21 protein-coding genes are annotated in these 21,611 nt (G+C 70.6%); 9 read left to right on the forward strand and 12 right to left on the reverse strand.

Annotated elements, in window-relative coordinates; genetic code table 11:
- Positions 1–810, reverse strand: coding sequence for a DNA-formamidopyrimidine glycosylase family protein (locus AB0M56_RS10540; protein ID WP_364173341.1), 810 nt, complete (start codon positions 808–810; stop codon positions 1–3).
- A complete protein-coding gene (locus AB0M56_RS10545) occupies positions 810–1,283 on the reverse strand; it encodes a ribose-5-phosphate isomerase (RefSeq protein ID WP_364173345.1) in 474 nt (157 codons plus the stop codon). The genes AB0M56_RS10540 and AB0M56_RS10545 overlap by 1 nt, the downstream gene beginning before the upstream one ends.
- A 45-nt stretch (positions 1,284–1,328) precedes the next feature.
- Between AB0M56_RS10545 and AB0M56_RS10550 the strand changes: the two genes are divergently transcribed.
- Positions 1,329–2,075, forward strand: coding sequence for a 2-phosphosulfolactate phosphatase (locus AB0M56_RS10550; RefSeq protein ID WP_364173348.1), 747 nt, complete (start codon positions 1,329–1,331; stop codon positions 2,073–2,075).
- The gene (locus AB0M56_RS10555; protein ID WP_364173351.1) at positions 2,072–2,875 is read left to right on the forward strand and encodes an MBL fold metallo-hydrolase; all 804 of its coding nucleotides are present in this window, start codon (positions 2,072–2,074) and stop codon (positions 2,873–2,875) included. The genes AB0M56_RS10550 and AB0M56_RS10555 overlap by 4 nt, the downstream gene beginning before the upstream one ends.
- Before the next feature lie 4 nt (positions 2,876–2,879).
- Here AB0M56_RS10555 and AB0M56_RS10560 read toward each other — a convergent pair whose 3' ends face one another.
- Entirely contained in the window at positions 2,880–3,500 is a 621-nt protein-coding gene (locus AB0M56_RS10560; RefSeq protein WP_364173354.1) for a DsbA family protein, read from the reverse strand.
- A gap of 183 nt (positions 3,501–3,683) precedes the next feature.
- Between AB0M56_RS10560 and pepN the strand changes: the two genes are divergently transcribed.
- Positions 3,684–6,251 carry an aminopeptidase N gene (gene pepN / locus AB0M56_RS10565; protein ID WP_364173357.1) on the forward strand — a complete coding sequence of 856 codons (2,568 nt, stop codon included), beginning with the start codon at positions 3,684–3,686 and terminating at the stop codon, positions 6,249–6,251.
- Between the two features lie 490 nt (positions 6,252–6,741).
- Here pepN and AB0M56_RS10570 read toward each other — a convergent pair whose 3' ends face one another.
- Positions 6,742–7,236, reverse strand: a complete 495-nt coding sequence (locus AB0M56_RS10570) for a DUF5130 family protein (protein WP_364173360.1) — start codon at positions 7,234–7,236, stop codon at positions 6,742–6,744.
- Complete coding sequence (locus AB0M56_RS10575) at positions 7,223–7,477, reverse strand: hypothetical protein (RefSeq protein ID WP_220242995.1); 255 nt, start codon at positions 7,475–7,477, stop codon at positions 7,223–7,225. Before AB0M56_RS10575 ends, AB0M56_RS10570 begins: the two co-directional genes overlap by 14 nt.
- 284 nt (positions 7,478–7,761) lie before the next feature.
- Here AB0M56_RS10575 and AB0M56_RS10580 point away from each other — a divergent pair, with 284 nt between their 5' ends.
- On the forward strand, positions 7,762–8,133 hold the full coding sequence (locus tag AB0M56_RS10580) for a hypothetical protein (RefSeq protein ID WP_364173363.1): 372 nt from the start codon (positions 7,762–7,764) through the stop codon (positions 8,131–8,133).
- A gap of 168 nt (positions 8,134–8,301) precedes the next feature.
- Here the strand turns inward: AB0M56_RS10580 and AB0M56_RS10585 are convergent, their stop codons facing one another.
- A complete protein-coding gene (locus AB0M56_RS10585) occupies positions 8,302–8,754 on the reverse strand; it encodes an HNH endonuclease (RefSeq protein WP_220246993.1) in 453 nt (150 codons plus the stop codon).
- Positions 8,755–9,152: 398 nt separating this feature from the next.
- Between AB0M56_RS10585 and AB0M56_RS10590 the strand changes: the two genes are divergently transcribed.
- The 3 genes from AB0M56_RS10590 to AB0M56_RS10600 are packed head-to-tail and all read left to right on the forward strand — an operon-like array spanning position 9,153 to position 12,154.
- The gene (locus tag AB0M56_RS10590) at positions 9,153–10,133 is read left to right on the forward strand and encodes a mechanosensitive ion channel domain-containing protein (RefSeq protein ID WP_364173366.1); all 981 of its coding nucleotides are present in this window, start codon (positions 9,153–9,155) and stop codon (positions 10,131–10,133) included.
- Positions 10,134–10,166: 33 nt separating this feature from the next.
- Complete coding sequence (locus AB0M56_RS10595) at positions 10,167–10,556, forward strand: globin (protein WP_285973727.1); 390 nt, start codon at positions 10,167–10,169, stop codon at positions 10,554–10,556.
- Positions 10,556–12,154, forward strand: coding sequence for a glycoside hydrolase family 13 protein (locus AB0M56_RS10600; protein WP_364173370.1), 1,599 nt, complete (start codon positions 10,556–10,558; stop codon positions 12,152–12,154). The genes AB0M56_RS10595 and AB0M56_RS10600 overlap by 1 nt, the downstream gene beginning before the upstream one ends.
- A gap of 18 nt (positions 12,155–12,172) precedes the next feature.
- Here the strand turns inward: AB0M56_RS10600 and AB0M56_RS10605 are convergent, their stop codons facing one another.
- On the reverse strand, positions 12,173–12,361 hold the full coding sequence (locus AB0M56_RS10605; RefSeq protein ID WP_220242999.1) for a hypothetical protein: 189 nt from the start codon (positions 12,359–12,361) through the stop codon (positions 12,173–12,175).
- Between the two features lie 459 nt (positions 12,362–12,820).
- Here AB0M56_RS10605 and AB0M56_RS10610 point away from each other — a divergent pair, with 459 nt between their 5' ends.
- Together AB0M56_RS10610 and AB0M56_RS10615 are read left to right on the forward strand one after the other, a co-directional pair.
- On the forward strand, positions 12,821–13,024 hold the full coding sequence (locus AB0M56_RS10610; protein WP_220243000.1) for a cold-shock protein: 204 nt from the start codon (positions 12,821–12,823) through the stop codon (positions 13,022–13,024).
- Positions 13,025–13,362: 338 nt separating this feature from the next.
- Positions 13,363–14,259 carry a fatty acid desaturase gene (locus AB0M56_RS10615; protein ID WP_364055339.1) on the forward strand — a complete coding sequence of 299 codons (897 nt, stop codon included), beginning with the start codon at positions 13,363–13,365 and terminating at the stop codon, positions 14,257–14,259.
- Here the strand turns inward: AB0M56_RS10615 and AB0M56_RS10620 are convergent.
- The 5 genes from AB0M56_RS10620 to AB0M56_RS10640 form a co-directional block, all read right to left on the reverse strand.
- On the reverse strand, positions 14,246–14,650 hold the full coding sequence (locus AB0M56_RS10620; protein ID WP_364173373.1) for a DUF6292 family protein: 405 nt from the start codon (positions 14,648–14,650) through the stop codon (positions 14,246–14,248). The two genes, AB0M56_RS10615 and AB0M56_RS10620, sit on opposite strands and share 14 nt — an antisense overlap.
- Positions 14,651–14,882: 232 nt before the next feature.
- Positions 14,883–15,152, reverse strand: a complete 270-nt coding sequence (locus AB0M56_RS10625) for a hypothetical protein (RefSeq protein WP_364173377.1) — start codon at positions 15,150–15,152, stop codon at positions 14,883–14,885.
- Positions 15,153–15,337: 185 nt separating this feature from the next.
- On the reverse strand, positions 15,338–15,988 hold the full coding sequence (locus AB0M56_RS10630; RefSeq protein WP_364173380.1) for a hypothetical protein: 651 nt from the start codon (positions 15,986–15,988) through the stop codon (positions 15,338–15,340).
- On the reverse strand, positions 15,981–16,403 hold the full coding sequence (locus AB0M56_RS10635) for a thioesterase family protein (RefSeq protein WP_364173383.1): 423 nt from the start codon (positions 16,401–16,403) through the stop codon (positions 15,981–15,983). Before AB0M56_RS10635 ends, AB0M56_RS10630 begins: the two co-directional genes overlap by 8 nt.
- The gene (locus AB0M56_RS10640) at positions 16,400–21,385 is read right to left on the reverse strand and encodes an NAD-glutamate dehydrogenase (protein WP_364173386.1); all 4,986 of its coding nucleotides are present in this window, start codon (positions 21,383–21,385) and stop codon (positions 16,400–16,402) included. The genes AB0M56_RS10635 and AB0M56_RS10640 overlap by 4 nt, the downstream gene beginning before the upstream one ends.
- Between the last annotated feature and the right edge of the window lie 226 nt (positions 21,386–21,611).

The following is a 21,611-nucleotide window of genomic DNA, read 5'->3' on the forward strand; positions in this document are numbered from 1 at the left end:
TCAGGCGGGCTGACACGACGGGCACCAGTACAGGTTGCGCCCCACGAGCTCCTGGTGCGCCACCGGCGTGCCGCACACCAGGCACGGCATCCCGGCACGCCGGTAGACGTACACCTCGCCGCCGTGCCGGTCGTCGCGCGGCGCGCGGCCCTGCGCGGCCGGCATGTGCTCCGGCGCCACCGTGTCGATGCGGCCGATGCGCACGCCGTGGCGCATCAACGTCACCAGGTCGGCCCACATCTCGTCCCACAGCCCGCGATCGAGCGCGCGGCCGGGCACCATCGGGGCGACGCCGTGGCGGAACAGCACCTCAGCGCGGTACACGTTGCCGACACCGGCGAGCACCGCTTGGTCCATCAGCAACGCGGCCACCGACGTGCGCGAACGCGAGATCCGATCCCACGCGAGATCGGGCTTGGCGTCGCGGCGCAACGGGTCGGGCCCGAGCCGCGCCTTGATCGCGTCCACCTGGGCCGCATCGAGCAGCTCACACCGCGTCGGACCGCGCAGATCGGTCCAGTGCGTGCGCCCGATCAGGCGCATCCGCACTTGGCCGACCGGTTCGGTCTCCGGCAGCGGCGTTTCGCCGAACGTGCCGTACAGGCCGAGGTGGACGTGCACCGTCCCGTGTGGACCGTAGTCGTGGAACAGGTGCTTGCCGTACGCCTCGGCGGACTCCAGCACCTGCCCGTCGAGCTTCACCGCTTCCTCGGCGAACCGGCCCTGCGGGCTGGACACCGAGACGGGCGCGCCGGCGTAGCGGCGTTTGTGCAGACGGGCGAGGCGGTGGAGGGTGTGCCCTTCGGGCATCAGGCTTCCGGCAAGGGCGGGGGCGTGCCGGTGCGCTCGTAGTCGAGCAGTTGCTGGATCCGGCGCCCGTGGCGCTCCTCCGGCGAAGGCTCGGTGGCCAGGAAGGCCTCGACGATCTCCGTGGCCTGCTCGACGGTGTGCATGCGCGCGCCGACGCCGAGCACCTGCGCGTGGTTGTGCTCGCGGCACAACTGCGCCGTCTCGACACTCCAGCCGAGACCCGCGCGGATGCCGGGCACCTTGTTGGCGGCGATCTGCTCGCCGTTGCCCGAGCCGCCGATCACGATGCCCAGGCTGCCCTCGTCGCCGGACACGCGCAGCGCCGCGGCCACGCAGTAGGCGGGGTAGTCGTCGACCGGGTCGTAAGTGTGCGGACCGACGTCGACTACTTCGTGCCCCTGGCCCGCGAGGTGGCTGGCCAGGTGGTTCTTCAGCTCGAAACCGGCATGGTCGGATCCCAAGTAGACACGCACAGCGGCGAGTCTGCCATCACCGCCGGTGGCGGGCATGCTCTGGGGGTGGACACGTGGGAGCAGCCGGGACACGACGTGCGGCTCGAATGGGGTGCCGAAGGCGTCACGGCGCTCGGCGGCGCGTGCGCGGTGCTCGTGGTGGTCGACGTGCTTTCCTTCTGCACCACCACGGATCTCGTCGCCGCGCGCGGCGGCCGGGTGCTGCCGGTGCGCTGGCGCGACGAACGCGGCGTCGCCGAAGCGCGAGCCGAGGGCGCCGTCGTCGCGGGTGAGGCGGCGTGGACGCTGCGGCCCTCGTCTGTGACGGACATCCCGTCCGGCACGCTGCTCGCGCTGCCCTCGCCCAACGGCGCCACCCTGACCGCCGCGGCCGCCGCCACCGGCGCCCACGTGCTGGCGGGCTGCCTGCGCAACGCATCGGCCGTCGCGGCGAAGGCGCTCGAACTGGCGGCCGGGCGGCCCGTCGGCGTGATCCCGGCCGGCGAACGCTGGGGCATCGACCTGCTCGGCGAGGGCAAGCACTTCGGACCCCTGCGCCCTTGTGTGGAAGACCAACTGGGCGCGGGCGCGATCGCCGCGGCCCTCGCCCGCCACGGCCGCACGCTCTCGGCGGAAGCCGCTCTCGCAGCCGTGGCCTACGCGGGCACCGACCTCTCGCACGCCCTGCGCACGTGCTCGTCCGGCCGCGAACTGACCGCGGCCGGCCACCCCGGCGACGTCGAGCTCGCCGCGCAAACTGACGTCAGCACCACTGCGCCCACCCTGCGCGGGAAAACCCTGGAGGCGGAATGACTTGGACCGAGGTAGCCGAAGGCGTGCACGCGCGGCGCTACGAAGAGCTCGACCTGACCACGGGACTGGTGATCGGCGCCGAGCGCTGCCTGGTGATCGACACCCGCGGCGACGTCGACCAGGGCGCTGAGCTCGCCGCGGCCGTGCGGGAGCTGACGGACCTGCCGTGGAGCGTCGTCTACACGCACGCGCACTTCGACCACAGCTTCGGCACCACGCCGTTCCTGCCGTGCGACGTCTGGGCCCACGAACGCTGCCTGCGCGAGCTGCTGGACCACGGCGACACCACGAAGGCCAAGCGGAGCGCGAAATACCGCGCCGAGGGCAAGCCCGAGATCGCCGACGCCCTCGACCGCACCGGCATCATGCCGCCCGACCGGCTCGTGATCGACCGGGCCGAGCTCGACCTCGGCGGCCGCACCGTCGCGCTCGTGCACCCGGGCCGCGCGCACACCGACCACGACCTGGTGGTGCACGTGGCCGACGCGGGCGTCGTGTTCGCCGGCGACGTGGTGGAGCACGGGCCTAAGGGCTTCACCGCGGACTCGTTCAGCGACGAGACCCACCTCGGCGAGTGGCCGGGCGCGCTCGAGGCGATCATCGCGCTCGACCCGCGGATCGTGGTGCCCGGGCACGGCGAGCCCGTGGACCCCGGGTTCGTCCGGGAGCACCGCGACGGACTGCGCCGGCTCAACGAGCTGAAGGCCGCCGTGGCGGCCGGGGCCAGTGGGGCGGACGAGGCCGTGGCGGCCTCGCCCTACCCTGCCGGCGTCACGAGGGCCGCGTTCGCGACCCCGTGAAACCTCAGTCGAAGTTCAGCTCACCCGTGCGGGTGCGCTTGAGCTCGAAGAAGTCCGGGTAGCTCGCCATCGCGACGGCGCCGTCGAACAGCTTCAGCGCGTCGTCGCCGCGCGGGATCGAGCTGAGCACCGGGCCGAAGAACGCGACGCCGTCGATGTGGATGGTCGGCGTGCCGACGTCCATGCCGACCGGATCCATGCCCTCGTGGTGGCTCTTCTTCAACGCCTCGTCGTATTCGGTCGAGTCGGCGGCCTCGATCAGCTCGGCCGGCGCGCCGATCACTTCGAGGACCTCCTTGAGGACGACGTCGAAGTCCTTGTTGCCCTGGTTGTGGTAGCGCGTGCCGAACTCCGTGTAGAAGTCGCGCAGCGCCCCCTCGCCCTTCGCGGCGGCCAGCGCGGTGGCCACGCGGACCGGGCGCCAGCCCTTGTCCATCAGTTCCTGGTAGCGCTCCGGCAGCTCTTCCCGGCCCGAGTTCAGCACGGACAGGCTCATGATCCGGAAGTTCAGGTCCAGCTCGCGGTGCTTCTCGACCTCGAGGATCCACCGCGAGGTGATCCACGCGAACGGACAGATCGGGTCGAAATAGAAGTCCACCTTGGTGGGCTGGGACGCAGCGGTCATCTCAACGAGCTCCTCGCGAGGTTGGACGTCGGCAGGCATGCCTTTGCGGAGTGGGTGTCACCCACACTGAGCGCCAACGCGCGCGATAGGCCCGGTTGTTCCCCGTCGCCCGAGGACCGCTTCGCATGATTGGATGACCGACAGCCCGAAAACCGCAACCGTAATCGAAGACCAGAGGTGCCCGTGCCCGCCCCCAACCTGACTCGTGACGAAGCCAAGCAGCGCTCCGGCCTGCTGGATGTCGCGTCCTACGACATCGTGCTGGACCTGACCGATGGCCACGGCGGTCCCGGTGAGAAGACCTTCCTCTCCACCACCACAGTGCGCTTCTCCGCCACCCGGCCGGGCGAGTCGTCGTGGATCGACCTCGTCGCCGAGGGCGTCCGCTCCGCCGTGCTCAACGGCACCGACCTCGACGTGAGCGCTTACGTCGAGGACAAGGGCATCGCGCTGCCGGAGCTCGCCTCGGACAACGAACTCGTGGTGACCGCGGACTGCCGGTACATGAACACCGGCGAAGGCCTGCACCGCTTCGTCGACCCGGTCGACAACGGCGTGTACCTCTACACGCAGTTCGAGACCGCCGACGCGAAGCGCATGTTCGCCTGCTTCGACCAGCCCGACCTGAAGTCGGTGTACAAGCTCACGGTCCACGCGCCGCGCGACTGGAAGATCGTGTCCAACGCGCTCGTCGAGACCGAAAAGGACACTCCCGACGGCGCCCGTGTGACGAACTTCGCCGTGTCCGAACGGATCTCGACGTACCTGGTCGCGCTCATCGCCGGCCCGTACGCCGAGTGGCGCGACGAGTTCTCCGACGCCCACCGCACGATCCCGCTCGGTATTTACTGCCGCGCGTCGCTCGCGGAGCACATGGACGCCGACCGCCTGTTCGCCGAGACCAAGCAGGGCTTCGGCTTCTTCCACGAGAAGTTCGGCACGCCCTACCCGTTCTCCAAGTACGACCAGCTGTTCGTGCCGGAGTTCAACGCGGGCGCGATGGAGAACGCCGGCGCCGTGACCTTCCTGGAGGACTACGTCTTCCGCAGCCGCGTCACGCGCTACGCCTACGAGCGCCGCGCCGAGACGCTGCTGCACGAAATGGCGCACATGTGGTTCGGCGACCTGGTCACCATGCGCTGGTGGGACGACCTGTGGCTCAACGAGTCGTTCGCGACCTTCGCGAGCGTGTTCGCGCAGGCCGAGGCCACCGAGTACAAGAACGCGTGGACCAGCTTCGCGAACATCGAGAAGTCGTGGGCCTACCGGCAGGACCAGCTGCCCTCCACGCACCCGATCGCGGCCGACATCGTCGACCTGCACGCCGTTGAGGTGAACTTCGATGGCATCACCTACGCCAAGGGCGCGAGCGTCCTGAAGCAGCTCGTGGCCTACGTGGGCATCGAGCACTTCCTCGACGGCTTGAAGGTCTACTTCGGAAAGCACGCGTGGGGCAACGCCACGCTGGCCGACCTGCTGGCCGCGCTGGAAGAGGCGTCCGGGCGCGACCTGTCGTGGTGGAGCGCGCAGTGGCTCGAGACCACGGGCCTCAACTCGCTCAGCCCGCGCTACGAGGTGGCGGCCGACGGCACGTTCGCGTCGTTCGCCGTGGTGCAGACGGGCGCGAAGCCGGGCGCCGGTGAGCTGCGCACGCACCGCGTCGCGGTCGGCGTGTACGACGAAGACGGCGCGGGCAAGGTCGTGCGCACCGAACGCGTGGAGCTGGACGTGTCCGGGGACCGCACCGAGGTGCCGGCGCTGGTCGGCAAGCCGGCGGGCAAGCTCGTGCTGGTCAACGACGACGACCTCACCTACTGCACGATGCGCCTCGACCCGGCGTCGCTGACCACGCTGATCGACCGGATCGCCGACATCGTCGAGCCGCTGCCCCGCACGCTGTGCTGGTCGGCCGCGTGGGAGATGACGCGCGAGGCCGAGCTCAAGGCGCGCGACTTCGTGACGCTGGTGGCGCGCGGCATCCACGCCGAGAGCGAGGTCGGCGTTGTGCAGCGGCTGCTGCTTCAGGCGCAGACGGCGCTGAACTCGTACGCGGACCAGAAGTGGGCCGCCGAGCAGGGCTGGCCGGCGCTCACCGGGCGGCTGCTGGAGCTCGCCCAGGGCGCCGAAGCCGGGTCCGACCACCAGCTGGCGTTCGTGAACTCGCTGGCCGGCGGCGTGCTCGACGAGGCGACGCTGGGTGTCGTCGCGAGCTGGCTCGACGGCTCCGCGCCGCTGCCCGGCCTCACCGTGGACACCGACCTGCGCTGGCGCCTGCTTCAGGCGCTCGTGGCCCACGGCAAGGCCGGCACCGCGGACATCGAAGCCGAGCTGGCGAAGGACGACACGGCCGCGGGCCGCCGGCACGCCGAGCGGTGCCGCGCGCTGCAGCCGACCGCCGAGGCCAAGGCCGACGCGTGGCAGCGTGCCGTCTACGACGACGAGATTCCCAACGCCGTCAGCGACGCCCTCATCTCGGGCTTCTCGCACCCGGGCCAGAAGCAGCTGCTCGGCAGCTACGTCGAGCGTTACTTCGAGGTCATCGACGAGGTGTGGACGCGCCGCTCCAGCGAGCGCGCCCAGCCGACCGTGATCGGGCTCTACCCCTCGTGGGCCGTCGAGCCGGCCACGGTGACCGCGTCCGACGAGTGGCTCAAGACCGAGCACCCGGCCGCACTGCGCCGGCTCGTGTCCGAAGGCCGCGCCGGCATCGTCCGCGCGCTCGCGGCGCGGGAGTTCGACAGCCAGGTCTGAGAAGTCCGACGGCTCTGCCGCGCGGGGCTTCCCGCTCCCGTTCTCCAGGGGAGCGGGAAGCCCCGCGTCGCGTCACCGGCCGGCCGCTCGCGCCAGCGCGCTGACCAGCGCCTGAGCGGTCGCCTCCGCGGCGGAGGCGGCGATCCCGACACCCCGGCCGGGCGCGTCGAAAGTAGGTGACCCTGGTTCCCTCAGGCGGCACTGCGCTCTCCCGTCGCAACACCTCAGTGCCCGGGCCGTCCGTGGCAACGCCGGTGCGGCCCGGGACGAGGTACTCGGCCGCGAAGAGCTTGCGCCGGCGCGAGGTCGAGCGCCGCCGCCCTCGCCGCGTGCGCCACCATGCCCTTCTTGATCCCTGGGGGGTGCCGGAGCGCGCCGTGTGTACAAGGTCCTGACCGAGCACCACCGGGAACGCCGGGAAACACCCGTGAACGCCGAAGGGGGCCTCCTCGACAGTCGAGGAGGCCCCCTTCGGTGCGTCAGGCGGACGTCAGTGCTTCAGGTCCGGCCCGGCCTGGTCGCTCAGCATGCGCAGGGCGTTGACGAGGCCACCGACCAGGTCACCCTCCTTGAACGACGCGACCATGCTCGCCACGGCCAGGTTGGCGCCGCGGTCGGGCAGGCGGACGTGCGAGCGCTCGCCGACCACGATCTCGATCGCGCGCTGCGCGGGCGAGACCGCGAGGACCACGGAGTTGGCCGGGTCCTCGGTCGAGGCCAGCAGCTTCTCGGCTCCGGCGCGGGTGTCCTCGCCGAGGTCGCCGAGGTACACGCTGAAGGCGACGCCGGACTCGCGCGTCGCGAAGGTCAGCGCCTCGTCCAGGCGAGCGAGCTGCTGAACCGAGAACGGGCTGGTCGGCTCGCCGGGCTCGTACATCTTGGCCGCCGAACGGCGGCCGCTGTTGGTGATCACCTCGCCAAAGGCCAGGTCCTTCTCCGCGACATCGACCGCGGTGGCCGAGTGCGCGAGTTCACCACTTGCCACGTGCGCCTCCGGCAGCAGTCACGGTGCCCGAGGGCACCACAGAGTCCGGATCGACGGCGTGGTGACCCGCACCGACACCCTCCGGGTTGGCGGTCCACCACATCGCGGGGTACTCCCACGGCTGTCCCGGCCGGTACCGCGGCGTCCCCGAGAACTTCTTCCGCAGGGTGGCCGCACCGACCACCAAGTAGATGGCCAGGGGGATGACCGCGTAGACCAGGATCGTCTCGACAACGTTCACGCCGGTGAGCGTATCGGATGGCCCTGGCAGCCACCGCGCGGCGCCGCGCCGAGAGGTGACCGCTTGTCGTGCGGGAGCGCCCGTCGGCCGCTTGGCCCGCGCGCGCTGGAACGTTGGGGCGAAGCCGGGCGGGCCGAAAGGTTGCAACTCAACGTACAGGCGGCCGTACCGGTCACCCCCGTCTTGTCGGCGCACTGAAATCCTCGTAGCTTTTTCACCTGTACGGGCCTTGCGGTCCGCTCCTCAGCCCAGCAGGTCACGCACCGGTCCCAGGAGGCCACCTCATGCAGAGCGTCCAGCCCCCCGCTCAGGCGATCACCAAGCCCATTTCGTCACCCAGCGAGACCGAATTCCTGCCCGGAACGCGCGTGACGTCCGGCACAAGGGTTACCCGCGGTACTCGGGTCACTCGCGGTACCCGCGTCACCGGCGGCACGCGAGTCACGCGGGGCACCCGGGTCACCCGCGGCACGCGTGTCACCAACGGCACCCGCGTGACGGCCGGCACCCGCGTCACGAAGGGCACCCGCGTGACCCGTGGCACGCGAGTCACGTGCGGCACCCGAGTCACCCGCGGCACCCGCGTCACCAACGGCACCCGCGTCACCCGGGGAACCGGCGTGTCCTTCCAGGCCGACTTCGCGCTGGCCGCCTGAGAAAAGCAGAACGCGCGCACCCGGCAAGGGCGCGCGCGTGAAGACGAAGCCGCCGCGCGGACCACGCACCGGCAGCGTTCAGCGAATCATCGGCTCGCCCCGGCCGCCGCACAGGCAGCCGGGGTGCCGACGTGTCAGAGCCTTCCCAACGGGCCGTCAGACAGTCCGTCAGGCCGCGGAACCCAAGTACGGCCGCCACAGCGGGTCGGCCTCCTTGGAGTGCGCCAGCAGGCGCCAGTGCGGGCCGTGGGGCGCCCTCGGCACCACGCGCAGGCGCCAGCCCAGCTCCGAGAGGAGCTTGTCGGCCTTGCGGTGGTTGCACTTGGCGCAGCACGCCACGCAGTTGGTCCAGCTGTGCGGTCCGCCGCGGCTGCGCGGCAGGACGTGGTCGATCGTCTCAGCCCGGCCGCCGCAGTAGGCGCAGCGGTACCGATCGCGGTGCATGAGCCCGGCCCGGGTCAGCGGCACCTTCGCGCGGTACGGCACGCGCACGTACGTGCTGAGCCGGATCACGGACGGGACGGGAAGCGACACGGTCGCGGCGTGCAACTCCACGCCACCCGGGTCGCCGTGGACGACTTCCGCCTTGCCGCACATCACGAGCACTACCGCGCGCCGCATGGGCAACGCGGTGAGGGGCTCGAAGGTGGCGTTCAGCAGCAATACGCGACGGCGGCCCCAGGGCGGGGTCGCCGGGTCCCGGCCTCTACGCTGTCCGGGCGGACGGGAAACTCCCCCTGGTCGGGTCCCCGGCCCGGCCGGGTTCGTTCCGCCGGGTGCGGAACCTCCCGGGCAGGCGCGCAGGACCGTCTCCGGCGACTGCTCGGCCATGGCTTGGCCGGCGCCGCCGAGGGGGACGGGTTGTCGGTCTGGCACTCGACCACCTCCACCGGTGCAGGCATAGTCGACCACACATCAGCCCCAAAGTGCACGTGTGTTACGTGACGTGTCACGTGCCTGCGACCCAACATCCACTTGCCGTTGGGTGAACCGAAGCGACGGAAGGACTGTTCGACCCCGTGAACGCCGTGCTCAGCGCCCCGCCAGCGTGCATCTCCGACCCCAGCACCTGGTGCTCACAGGTCTTTTCGATCACGCACAACGAGTGGGTCGCCGGTTCGGCGGGCTGGCTCGTGACCAAGCCGCTGCGGATCATCCTGATCCTGGTGCTCGCGTTCCTCGTGCGGTATCTCACACGCCGGCTCGTCGACCGCGTGACCACGCTGCCGCGCGGCGGCAGCGGCAAGCTGCCCGCCCTGTTGAGACCGCTGCGCGAACGCGCCCCCGACGTGCTCGGCCCGGCCGTGGTGGAGCGGCGCCGGCAGCGGGCCACGACGATCGGCTCGGTGCTGAAGTCGATGGCCACGTTCCTCATCTACGGCCTGGCGTTCATCCTCGTGCTGGGCGAACTGGGCATCAACCTGGCGCCGATCATCGCGTCCGCGGGCGTCGTCGGCGTCGCGATCGGGTTCGGCGCGCAGAACCTGGTGCGCGACTTCCTGTCCGGCATCTTCATGATGATCGAGGACCAGTACGGCGTCGGCGACATCGTCGACATCGGCGCCGCGACCGGCACGGTCGAGGCCGTGGGCCTGCGCATCACCACGCTGCGCGACCTGCAGGGCACCGTCTGGTACGTGCGCAACGGCGAGGTGCTGCGCGTCGGCAACTCCAGCCAGGGCTTCGCCGTGGCCGTGGTCGACGTGCCGCTGGGCTACTCCGCCGACGTCGACCTCGCCACGACCGTGCTCACCGCCGCGGCCACGAAGGCCTCCGAAAGCGAAGCGCTCGCCACCAACGTGATGGAGCCACCGGAGATGCTGGGCGTGGAGAAGGTCACACCGGAGGGCATCCTGCTGCGCCTGACGGTGAAGGTGCGGCCCGGCAAGCAGTGGGCCGTGCAGCGGGCGCTGCGTGCGCACCTGCTCGCCGCGCTCGAGGAGGCCGGCTTCGAGCCGCCGCTGGGCCGGTTCCTGTCCGCACCGGGCGCCGACAAGTAGCCGGGGTAAGGGCAAGATGGAGGGGTGTCGACTGTGAGTGGCTCCGAACCGGCGAACCTTTACGAGGCCGTGGGCGGTGAACCGACGTTCCGGCGAATCGTCGCGCGCTTCTACCAGGAAGTGGCGACCGACGAGATCCTGCGCCCGCTGTACCCGGAAGAGGACCTCGGCCCGGCCGAGGAGCGCTTCCGGCTGTTCCTCATCCAGTACTGGGGTGGCCCGCACACCTACTCCGACCGCCGCGGCCACCCGCGGCTGCGGATGCGCCACGCGCCGTTCAAGATCGGCCCGATCGAGCGCGACGCGTGGCTGCGCGCGATCCGCGTGGCGGTCGACGAGGAGAACCTGCCCGAGCCGTACCGCGAGCAGCTGTGGGCTTACCTCGAGATGGCGGCAAACAGCATGATGAACAGCTTCGTCTGATGAGACGCCCGGTGGCGGGGCACCGCCGGCCCCCGGAGGGCCCGCCCCGCCCGGCGTGGTGGTCCGACGCCGTCTTCTACGAGGTCTACGTGCGCTCGTTCGCCGACTCCGACGCCGACGGGGTCGGCGACCTCGAAGGCATCCGCAGCCGGCTGGGATACCTGGAACTGCTCGGCGTCGACGCGCTGTGGCTCACGCCGTTCTACCGCTCCCCCATGGCCGACCACGGCTACGACGTGTCCGACCCGCGTGACGTGGACCCGATGTTCGGCACGCTCGGCGATTTCGACGTGCTGCTCACCGAGGCGCACGAGCGCGGCATCAAGGTGACCGTGGACATCGTCCCGAACCACACCAGCAACCAGCACTCGTGGTTCAAGTCGGCGATGGCCGCCGCGCCCGGCAGCCCCGAGCGCGACCGCTACGTCTTCCGCGACGGCCGCGGCCCCGACGGCTCGGAACCGCCCAACAACTGGATTTCCGTGTTCGGCGGGCCCGCATGGACACGGGTGCCCGACGGGCAGTGGTACCTGCACCTGTTCGCCTCGCAGCAGCCGGATCTCAACTACGGCAACGCGGACGTGCGCTACGACCTCGAGCGCACCCTGCGCTTCTGGCTCGACCGCGGCGTCGACGGGTTCCGCATCGACGTGGCCCACGGCATGGCGAAGCCGCCCGGCCTGCCCGACATGGACCCGCGCGCGTCCGGGTTCGGCGGCGGCGAGCACTTCGACCCGCGCTTCGACGACGACGGCGTGCACGAGGTCCACCAGATGATCCGCAAGGTGCTCGACGAGTACCCGGACACGATGGCCGTCGGCGAGATCTGGGTGCACGACGAGGACCGCCTCGCGCGCTACCTGCGGCCCGACGAGCTGCACCTGGCGTTCAACTTCCGCCTGGTCCTCACCCACTTCGACGCCGACGCGATGCGCACGTCGATCGAGCGGTCGCTGGCCGTGCCGCGCGCAGCCGGCGCGCCCGCCACCTGGACGCTGTCCAACCACGACGTGTGGCGCACCGTGAGCCGCTACGGCGGCGGCGCGGCCGGCCTGCGGCGCGCGCGGGCCATGGCGCTCGTGGAACTGGCCTTGCCGGGTGCGGTCTACCTGTACAACGGCGAAGAACTGGGCCTGCCGAACGTCGAGATCCTGCCCGAGACGATGGCCGATCCGCGGGCGCGCAGCCAAGGCTCGCAGTTCAGCCGGGATCCGGAGCGCGTACCGATGCCGTGGGAGGGTTCGCTGCCGCCGTTCGGCTTCTCGCGCAACCCGCGGACGTGGCTGCCGATGCCGCCCGAGTGGGCCGGGCTCACCGCGGAACGCCAGCTGGAAGACGCGTCGTCCACGCTCTCGCTGTACCGGCGAGCCGTCGAGCTGCGTAAGACGCAAGCCGCTTTCCGCGCCGGGGACGAGCTGGAGTGGTACGGCGCGCCCGCCGGCTGCTTCGCGTTCCGCCGCGGCGGCAAGGGCGGGCTGATCTGTGCGCTCAACACGTCGGCGAGCTCGATCGCCCTGCCGCCCGGCGAGCTGCTGGTGTCCAGCAGCCCGCTCGTGGACGGCAGGCTGCCACCGGACTCGGCGGCGTGGCTGGTCTGAGCGTGGGGAAGCGGGAAGCTAGCCGCGGGCTCCGGCCTCGAGGCCGAGCATGGCCAGCAGGCCACGCAGGTCGTCCACGTCGCGGGCACGGCCGGCGACGGTCCGGGCCGCCTGGTCGCGCTGGTGGCGCAGGCCCAGCTCCGCGGAGACGCGGGCTCGGGCGAACTCACTGGTGTCGGGGGACAGCGGACGGCGTTCCGAGCGCATCAGGCTCCTCTGTGAAAAACAGTCGTCGAGATACAAGTGGGACGACGGCCGGACCGAGCAGCCGGCTCGGGCCTCGCGGTCGGCCGAAGACGACGCCGGCTCTGCTGCCGGCGCGCGGGGGAACTCTCTCGACGTGACCGACGCTACACGACGTGCACCCGCGGGCACAATGAAGCACTGGTCAGCACCGGCACCGGTCCGCCTTTGGTCCACAAGGGACAGACAGTGTGGACTGGTTCCGGCCGCCGTGGCGCACCTGATCAGTGGGCTGGTGCGACCGCGTCCGACGTGGTTAACTGGCCGCGGTCATATTTTGTGTTCGTGCGGTGGGTACTCCCCGCAGCCACGCTCGCAAGATGCGCGGGCGTAGTGGTTCTCCGTCACCGGAAGATCAAACCGTCGGTCTTCGACCCGGGTGCCGAAGTGGCACCTCGATCGTTTTCAGTGGTGGAGACATTTATGACGCAAGGCACCGTGAAGTGGTTCAACGCCGAAAAGGGCTTCGGCTTCATCACGCCGGACAACGGCGGTGGCGACGTGTTCGTGCACTACTCCGAGATCCAGGGCAACGGTTTCCGTAGCCTGGAGGAGAACGCGCGCGTGGAGTTCGAGATCGGCCAAGGCCAGAAGGGGCCGCAGGCCACTTCCGTCACGATTCTCTGACGTCACAACGGTTTCTCCGAGGGGTCGGTGCCACGTGCACCGGCCCCTCGGCCGTTCTCGGGGAACTGCCGGAATTCTCCGCCGGGAACCTTGCCTGAGAACGGTTCGTTGAAAGAGGAGGTCGCGGCCGGCCCGCGAGGGCCGGACCGCACGAACGGTGTGATCCCCCCGCAACGGCAATGGCGCCCGGGCACACCCTCGATCCGGCCTCGGTCCTGCAGAGTGCAGCGATCGGACCAGCTCGACAGGAGCGTTTCAGCATCGACACCCCTCGCGCCACCCTTCCCTCCCCCACTCCCTCTGCGACAGCCCTCCGCGAACGGCCCGCACCCGAGCCCATGCTCGCCGGCCGCAAGACGGGCACCGAAGCCTTCCTCGTGAAGCTGTTCGCCGTGCTCCCCCTGCTGGCGGTCGTCGCCGCGGTGCCCCTGGCCTGGGGCTGGGGACTCAGCTGGCTCGACATCGGCCTCGCCGTCGGCTTCTACTACCTCAGCGGCCTCGGCATCACGATCGGCTTCCACCGCTACTTCACCCACGGCTCGTTCCGCGCCCGCCGCGGCCTGCGGATCGCGCTCGCCGTGGCCGGCAGCATGGCGATGCAGGGCCCCGTGATCTCGTGGGTCGCCGACCACCGCCGCCACCACGCCTACTCCGACCGCGACGGCGACCCGCACTCCCCGTGGCGCTACGGCACCACTCCGGCGGCGCTGGCGAAGGGTTTCTGGCACGCGCACATGGGCTGGCTGTTCGACCGCGACAAGACCAACTCGCGCCGCTTCGCCCCGGACCTGCTGGACGATCCGGACATCCGCCGCGTCGACAGCCTCTTCCCCGTGCTGACCGCCGTGACGCTGCTGGCGCCGGCGCTGATCGGCGGCCTCGCCACGATGAGCTGGTGGGGCGCGCTCACGGCGTTCTTCTGGGCCGGGCTCGTGCGGGTGGCGGCGCTGCACCACGTGACGTGGTCGGTGAACTCGCTGTGCCACATGATCGGTGAGCGCCCCTTCGAGGCGCGGGACCGCTCGGCCAACTTCTGGCCGCTGGCGATCCTGTCGTTCGGCGAGTCGTGGCACAACTCCCACCACGCCGACCCGACCGGCGCCCGCCACGGCGTGGGCCGGGGCCAGCTGGACACGTCAGCTCGGCTCATCTGGCTGTTCGAGAAGCTGAACTGGGCGTCTCAGGTTCGCTGGCCCCGCCCGGAGCGGCTGGCGCGAAAGCTCAAGACCGCCTGACGACGGGACGGGCACGTCGTTCCAGCCGGGCCGCCAGCTCGCCCCGATCGGCGGCGGTGCGGCTGGGCGGCGTGATCCACGCGCCCTTGTCGGAAGCCGAGACGACCTCGGCGACGAACCGGCCCACGAGGGCGGGTTCCGGGACGACGTCTCCGCCCAGGCGCGCGACGACGAGCGGCGGCTCGGCCGGCCTCGTCTCGACGGAAAGCGTCCAGCCCTGCCGGTAATTCCAGAGCAACATCAAGTCACGGCCGGGGTAACGCGGCGAGCGGCGGCTCAGCGCCACGTAGGCCGTGACCGTGTCGGCGACCTCGCATGACGTTCCCTCCACGGAGACGTCCAGGGCTTCGGCCACCGCGCGTACGTAGCCGACCAGGGCCCGTCTCAGCACCAGTGGGTCTTCGTGTACGGCTTCGGTTGTCAGACGATCGGGACCGGACAGGAGCATGGGTCTCCCCTCCACCGTCGGCAATTCGGCTCTGGCAGGCGGAAACGGCCTTCGGACCGCGTGCGCGCAAAAAGCCACGACAACCGGCGGTGCGGTGTTCGAGGTCGCGCCGAATCGGACATCGGCGGCTGATCCGGCACCGACTCTACCCGGAGTTTCGGTCCACGGGGACCGCCTAACCGCTCTGACCTCCGTTCATCCCGCCCGAACTGTCGCCGGAATCGGCCACGGACGTGGCGATCCACGCCGCGAACAATGCGGCCTGCACATACGGAGCGGCCTCACCCACGGCTCGGCCGACCCGCGAAAAACGGCCGGGCCGCGCGGTTTTGCCCGCCTGCTCGGGTCCCTCGGCGTCGGCCGGGCGGTCGGTTCGCCACGGCGTCTGCTCGGCACGCACGTCGGCGAGGAAATCTGCCGTCGGGTCGCCGTCGGGGTCGGTCATGTCCCCACCCTCGCACTGTCGCCGGGAATGCACCACGGCCACAAGGAAATCGCAAGAAAATCAGAAGCGAAGGGGCAATGGCGGGTGCCTGCTGCGCGCAATTCCAGACAAAGCGAACAGGCAATGTGACTGGGGCGAGCCCCGCGGAATGGCGAGGCTCACCCCAGGAATCACGCAACGATTTTTCAGAACAGAAGCGGCAACAACGCGTGCCTTCGCTTCAGCACCGCCCCATACCGCGCGTCCAGCCGCAGCCACGAGTCCGTGGCCGTCACGCGGACCACGTCACCGGTGATGGAAGAGTCGAACAACCCCATGCCGGACAAGGCGAACAGGCAGCGCAGCTGCACCTTCACCTCGAGCTCGCCGCCGGTCACCGTCAGCACGGCCTGATCCATCAGCGACGCCGGCGGCGTGCCGTGCGGGCCGACGTTGTCGCGGGCCAGGGTGACGCCGCGGTCGGCCAGGTCGGACACTACGCCGACCGGCAGGTCGTCCACGAGCTGCCAGCGGCCGGACGCGGGCAGCTCCGCGTGCCAGAGCAGGTCGCGCGCGGGGCCCGGGTCCATGACCTCGCCGCCGGCGACCGTGAGGGCCGCCAGCAGCTCGTTGCCCGACACCGTGATGTCGGCCGGGGTCACGGTCCCCGCCACCGCGCGGGTGGCGAGGACCTCGAACGGCGTGGCCGTCCACGCTTCGACAGTGCCGGTACCGCTGCCACCGTCGGGGCGGTTGCGCAGGCGTACGGCGGTGTTGCCGTCGAGCCGCACCGCGCGGGCGACGAACGCGCCGAGCGTGTCGCGGTCGCCCGCGTCGGGAATGCGCAGCTCAGGCATCGGCGAACACCTTCTTGAGGAACTCGGTCTCCTCGGCGGAGAGGCGCCGCGGCCGCAGCTTGACGGTGTCGTACGGCGCCAGCACGGTCTCGGCGGTCACGGCCACCGGGTCCGACTCCTCGGGCCCGGTGTGCACGACGTAGGCAAGCGTGATGCTTGCCGCCCCCACCTCGGTGAGCGTGATCTCCACCCGCACCGTCGTCTCGGGCGTGACGACGATCGGCGCGCGGTAGTGCACGCCGAGCTTCACCACGACCACGCCCTTGGGCAGCTCGGTGAGACCGGCTTTCACCGCGTCGCCGAACAGCACCGGGATCCGCGCCTCTTCCAGGAGCGTCACCATGTTCGCGTGGTTGACGTGCCCGTACACGTCCATGTCCGACCAGCGCGGCCGGACGTGCGAAACGTAGGTCACCGCACCGTGCTCCTGATCTGGCGCGCCGCCACCGACAGCGTCGCGAGGTCGAGGCGCCCGGAGCGGGTGATCTCGTCGAGCGCCACGCGGGCGCGCGACAGCCGCGACGCGTTGGTCTTCTCCCACTGCGCGATCTGGGCGTCGGCCTCCACGTCCTGGTCGCTGTGGCGCAGCGCGTCGAGCGTGATGGCACGCAGCGAGCCGTACACGTCGTCGCGCAGCGAGAGCCGGGCGAGGGCGTGCCAGCGGTTGCCGCGTTCGAGCTTGCTGATCTCGGTGAGCATCTTGTCGATGTCCAGGTGGTCCGAGAGCGCGAAGTACAGCTCGGCGGTGTCGGCCGGGCTGTGCAGCGCGTCGAGCCCCACCTGCTGCTCGGCCAGCTCGGTGACCTCGACCACGTCGAGCAGGCCGTAGCTGTGCAGCAGCAGCGCCACCCGGCGGGCGAGGTCGGCGGGCACGCCGTCGGCCACGAGCTTGCCGGCGTCTTCCTCCACGGACTCCAGCTCGCGCCCGCGCAGCAGGTCGCCCAGCTTCGGGCCGAGCTCCGCGACGACCGGGCCGAACCGGTTGATCTCGGCCAGCGGCGCGAGCGGCTGCGGCCGGTTGGTGAGGAACCAGCGGGCGGCGCGGTCGAGCAGCCGGCGTGTCTCCAGCACCATCGCGTCGGCGACCGCGGTGGGCACCACGTTGTCGAGCGCGTCGATCTCGGCCCACAGCGTCGGCAGGTCGTAGACGTGGGTGACCACCGCGTACGCGCGCACCGCGTCGGTGGCCGTCGCGTTCATCTCCTCCATCAGGCGGAAGACGAACGAGATGCCACCGCCGTCTACCAGCTCGTTGGTCACGAGCGTGGTGATGATCTGGCGGCTCAGCGGGTGCTGCGAGATCGCGTCGGTGAACTGCTCGCGCAGCGGCTTCGGGAAGTACTCGGGCAGCCTGCGCGTGAACACCTCGGAGTCGACCAGCTCGCTGGCGAGCAGCTCGTCCTTGAGGTCGAGCTTCACGTGGGCCAGCAGCGTCGCGAGCTCCGGCGAGGACAGGCCTTCGCCCGCCTTCTCCAGCGCGCGGAACTCCGAGGAGCTCGGCAGGGCTTCCAGGTTGCGGTCGAAGGCACCCTTCGCCACGAGCGACGACACCTGCCGCGCGTGCACCGACACCATCGGGCCGGCGTGGGCCCGGCTCACGCCGAGCACCGCGTTCTGCCGGTAGTTGTCGGCCAGCACCAGGTCGGAGACTTCGTCGGTCATCTCCTCCAGCAACGAGTTGCGCCGCGTGTGCTCGAGGTCCCCGGTCGCCACGAGGTGGTCGAGCAGGATCTTGATGTTGACCTCGTGGTCGGAGCAGTCGACGCCGGCGGAGTTGTCGAGCGCGTCGGTGTTGATCTTGCCACCGGCCCGCGCGAACTCGATGCGGCCGAGCTGGGTTAGGCCCAGGTTGCCGCCTTCACCCACGACCTTCACGCGCAGCTGGTTGCCGTTGACGCGGATCGCGTCGTTGGCCTTGTCGCCCGCGTCGCCGTGGGTCTCGGTCTCCGCCTTGACGTAGGTGCCGATACCGCCGTTCCACAGCAGTTCGACCGGCGCCAGCAGGATCGCCTGGATGAGCTCCATCGGCGGCAGGTGCGTGACGCCTTCGGCGATGCCGAGCGCCTCGCGCACCTGCGGGCTGATCGGGATCGTCTTGGCCGAGCGCGGGTAGATGCCACCGCCCTCGCTGATGAGCGAGCGGTCGTAGTCGTCCCACGAGCTGCGCGGCAGGTCGAACAGACGGCGCCGCTCCGCGAAGGTCGCCGCGGCGTCCGGGTTCGGGTCGAGGAACACGTGCATGTGGTTGAACGCGGCCACGAGGCGGATGTGCTCGCTCAGCAGCATGCCGTTGCCGAAGACGTCGCCCATCATGTCGCCGATGCCGACGGTCGTGAAGTCCTCGGTCTGCGTGTCCTTGCCCAGCTCGCGGAAGTGGCGCTTCACGCTCTCCCACGCGCCCTTGGCGGTGATGCCCATGGCCTTGTGGTCGTAGCCGACCGAGCCGCCGGAGGCGAACGCGTCGCCGAGCCAGAAGCCGTACTGGCCCGAGACCTCGTTGGCGATGTCGGAGAACTTCGCGGTGCCCTTGTCGGCCGCGACGACGAGGTAGCTGTCGTCGGCGTCGTGGCGCACCACGCCCGGCGCGGGCACGGTCTTGCCCTCGACGCGGTTGTCGGTGAGGTCGAGCAGGCCCGAGATGAACATGCGGTAGCACGCGATGCCCTCGGTCAGCTGCGCGTCGCGGTCGAGGCTCGCGTCGCCGGTCGGGACCGGCGGGCGCTTCACCACGAAGCCGCCCTTCGCGCCCACGGGCACGATCACGGCGTTCTTCACCGCCTGCGCCTTGACCAGGCCGAGCACCTCCGTGCGGAAGTCCTCGCGCCGATCGGACCAGCGCAGGCCACCGCGCGCGACCTCGCCGAAGCGCAGGTGCACACCTTCCACGCGCGGCGAGTACACGAAGATCTCGAACTTCGGGCGCGGTTCCGGCAGCTCCGGCACGCCGCTCGGGTCGAGCTTGATCGCGAGGTAGGGCCGCGTGGCGCCGTCCGCGCCGGTCACGTGGTAGTTGGTGCGCAGCGTCGCGTTGATCACGGCCATGAGACGGCGCAGGATGCGGTCCTCGTCGAGGCTCGTGACCTCGTCGATCATCGCGGTGATCTCGCCGACGAGCGAGTCCTCGCGCGTCTTGCGGTCCACATCGGACAGTTGCGGATCGCAGCGCGTCTCGAACAGGTTCAGCAGCCGCATGGCCACTTCGGTGTGCTTGAGCACCGTGTTCTGGATGTATTCCTGGGAAAACGGGCTGCGGACCTGCTGCAGGTACCGCGAGTACGCGCGCAGCACGGCGGCCTGGCGCCACGTGAGGCCGGCGCGCAGCACGAGGCCGTTGAAGCCGTCGACCTCCGCATCGCCGCGCCACGCCGCGTGGAACGCCTCCTGGAACCGCTCGCGCAGCGCGTCGAGCGCGACAGTGCTGCTCTCGTCGAGGTACTTCGCCGAGATGCGCAGGCCGAAGTCGTAGATCCAGCTGGCGCCGCCGTCTTCGCGGAACAGCTCGTACGGCCGCTCGTCGACGACCTCGACGCCCATGGCCTGCAGCAGCGGCAGAACCTTCGACAGCGTGACGCCTTCGCCGCGCAGGTAGAGCTTGAAGCGGCGCTCGCCCGGCTCGGCGTCGGCAGGCAGGTAGAACGACAGCGCGAGGTCGCCCTCGTCGTCCAGCGTGTCGAGCTTTCGCAGGTCGGCGAGCGCCTCGTCGGCGGTGAAGTCCTCCTTGTAGCCCTCGGGGAACACCGCGGCGAAGCGCTGGCCCTGGTCGACGGCGGACTCCTCGCCCATCACGCCGATCGGCTGGCCGTCGCCCGCGCGTTCGCGGCGCTCGGCCAGGATCGCCTCGACCATGCGGTCGTCCCAGCTGCGGACCACGGTGTTGAGGCGTTCCTGGATCCGCAGGGTGTCGGGCTCGATCCGGTGCGCCGGGTCGGTGTGCACGATGAAGTGCACCTGCGCGAGCACGGTTTCACCGATGCGTGCGCTGTACTCGAGCTGCGTGCCTTCCAGCTCCTCCAGCAGCACTTTCTGCATCGCCAGCCGCGAGCGCGTGGTGTAGCGGTCGCGTGGCAGGTAGACCAGGCAGGAGTAGAAGCGGCCGTACGGGTCGCGGCGCAGGAACAGCCGCAGCCGCCGGCGATCCGACAGCGTGATCGCACCGGTCGTGGTGGCGTAGAGCGAATCCGTGTCGGCGGAGAACAGGTCGGCGCGCGGCCAGTTCTGCAGCACCTCCAGCATCCGCTGGCCGGAGAAGGACTCCATCGGGAAGCCGGCGCGGTGGATGACCTCGCGCACGCGTTTGCACACCACCGGGATGTCGAGCACGTTCTCGTGCAGCGCCGTGGTGGTGAACATGCCGAGGAACCGGTGCTCGCCGGTCACGTTGCCCTCGTCGTCGAACGTCTTGACGCCGACGTAGTACGGGTACACCGGCCGGTGCACGGTCGAGGGCGCGCTCGCCTGCGTGAGCACCAGCAGCGTCGGGGACAGCGCGCTGGCGTAGGCGTCCGGGCCCGTGGTGAGGCTGCGGGCGGCGAGGCTGTCCTGGCGCAGCACACCGAGGCCGGACGCGAGGACCGCGCGCAACGCCGGCTCGTCGGAGTCGCGGTGCGGGTTCTCGACCAGTTCGTAGCGGCGGTAGCCGAGGAAGGTGAAGTGGCCGTCGGCGAGCCAGCGCAGCAGCCGGGCGCCCTCGTCGACCTGCGTGGGGTCGGGCAGCTTCGGCGGGTTCTGCTCCAGCGACTCCGCCACCGAGCGCGCGGTCTGCGCCATCTTGTCGGCGTCCTCGACGACCTCGCGGACGTCACCCAGCACCGAGGCCAGCCGGTTGTCCAGCTCGCGGGCGCGGTTCGGGTCCGTGACGAGGTCGATCTCGAGGTACATCCACGACTCGGCCGCCGACATCGCGGGCGGGTTGGCCGGGTCGGCGTCGGGGTGCAGGCCCGCGAGCTCGCCCGTGACGTCGCGGCTGACCACGACGATCGGGTGGACGATGCGGTGCACCTGCACGCCGTCGCGCGCGAACTCGGCCGCCACGCTGTCGACGAGGTAGGGCATGTCGTCGGTGACCACCTGCACGACGGTGGCCTCGCGGGTCCAGCCGTCCTGCGGCGCGTTGGGGTTCAGCAGCCGGACCGCCGGGCGTCCCGGCATGCGCTGCTTCGCCAGCTGCAGGTGCGAGCGCACCGCGCCGACGAGCGCCACGGGGTCGTCACCGACGATCTCCTCCGCCGGGATGTGGCGGTAGTACAGGCGGATCAGGTCACCGATCTCGGGCGCCAACGCCGCCGCGGCGTCGATCAGCTCGTCCCGGAGCTGCTCCGGGCTGGCCGAGCGACGCAACGCGCCGACTTCGGCACCGACATCTGTTCCGGGCGGGGACGAGACTCCCGTCGAGCTCATGTGAGGCAACTCTCCAGTTTCGAGATCGAGACGCGTCCGTCACCACAACGTGGCGGACACCCCCACACTAATCCGACCCCGCCGGGTCCGTGACAAAGACCAGGAGTTGTCCAGACTTAAATTTACCTTATGTGACTGGGGGTTTCCCGGTATTGATCGGTTCAGCTGCCGGGTCGCCGGACGGCCTCGTCCACCGGGGAATCCCTTGGCACCGGGCGCGCCGCGG

Source organism: Amycolatopsis sp. NPDC051372 (assembly GCF_040682095.1).
GTDB lineage: Bacteria > Actinomycetota > Actinomycetes > Mycobacteriales > Pseudonocardiaceae > Amycolatopsis.